Origin of the sequence: Thiohalophilus sp. (genome assembly GCF_031581315.1) — a bacterium.
Taxonomy (GTDB): domain Bacteria; phylum Pseudomonadota; class Gammaproteobacteria; order UBA6429; family Thiohalophilaceae; genus Thiohalophilus.
The window spans coordinates 64,952-66,144 of record NZ_JAVLAZ010000001.1; the positions used below are offsets into that span (position 1 = coordinate 64,952).

The 1,193-nt window shown below is 49.4% G+C and carries 2 protein-coding genes; both read left to right on the forward strand.

Annotation, left to right across the window (positions count from 1 at the left end; translation table 11 throughout):
* Positions 1-63: 63 nt before the first annotated feature.
* Positions 64-792: an RIP metalloprotease RseP gene (gene rseP, locus RI563_RS00300; RefSeq protein ID WP_411293560.1), complete on the forward strand. Its 729-nt coding sequence runs from the start codon at positions 64-66 to the stop codon at positions 790-792.
* Positions 793-879: 87 nt separating this feature from the next.
* Positions 880-1,193: POTRA domain-containing protein (locus RI563_RS00305; protein WP_310692317.1), on the forward strand; the 314-nt coding region annotated here is incomplete at its 3' end.

The window sequence follows — 1,193 nt, forward strand, 5'->3', positions numbered from 1 at the left end:
CAGCATCAATTACCGCTGGATCAAGTCGATGGTGAACTGGACCCGGACAACCTGTTCGAATTGATGGGTTTCGAACCCTGGCGTCCGCGGGTCGAGGCACAGGTTGGCCGGGTTCTGGAAGGTTCTCCGGCAGAGCAGGCCGGCTTGCAAAAAGGGGATCGAATACTGGCGATTGATGACAGACAGATCAAGCTATTTACCGATATGTCAGAATATGTACGGCAGCGACCCGGTGTACCAATGGAGTTCAAAATTGCCCGTGGCGATTCGATCCTGAATATGACAATTACCCCACGAGCGCTTGAACATGAGGGGAAAACAGTCGGTCAGCTCGGCATCGGCGCCCTGAATCCCGGAAACATTCCGGATGATATGGTTGTCTATTATGACTACTCGTTATTCGGCGCGGTTGGCAAGGCGATAACACAAACCGGCGATATGACCCTGTTAACCCTCAAGATGCTGGGTAAGCTGGTCACCGGTGAGGTGTCTGTCAAAAATCTCAGCGGGCCGATTAATATTGCGCGACATGCCGGTCTCTCTGCAAGTGCCGGCATAAACCGGTTTTTGAATTTTCTGGCAATTGTCAGCATCAGTTTGGGAATATTAAACCTGTTGCCGATTCCGGTTCTCGATGGCGGACATTTGCTGTTTTACATTGTCGAAATTTTCAAGGGTAGCCCCGTATCAGAGCAGACCGAAATGACCGGACGCATGATTGGTGTATTTCTACTCGTCATGCTCATGGGGCTGGCATTTTATAACGATATTATGCGATTGGTTGGAAACTAGTACCGAATGATGTTTTTAAAAACAAAAAGTTTTATCGCGCTTCTACTTCTCTGTATAGCGTTACCTGTACGGGCATTCGAACCATTTGTGATCAGCGACATTCGGCTCGAAGGCTTGCAGCGTATTTCCGCTGGTACCATTTTTAATTATCTGCCTCTCAAGGCTGGAGACAGGCTGGATCCCGAATTGAGCAGTCGTGCCATCCACGATCTTTACAAGACCGGGTTTTTCAAGGATGTCAAACTCGAACGCGAAGGCGATGTTCTGGTTGTATTTGTCGCCGAACGGGCGGCGATTGCAGATATCCGTATTGAAGGTAATGACAGCATTCCCGATGAACAGCTGGAGTCTTCATTGCAACAAATCGGCCTGGTACGTGGTCAGGTGCTGGATCGTTCTAC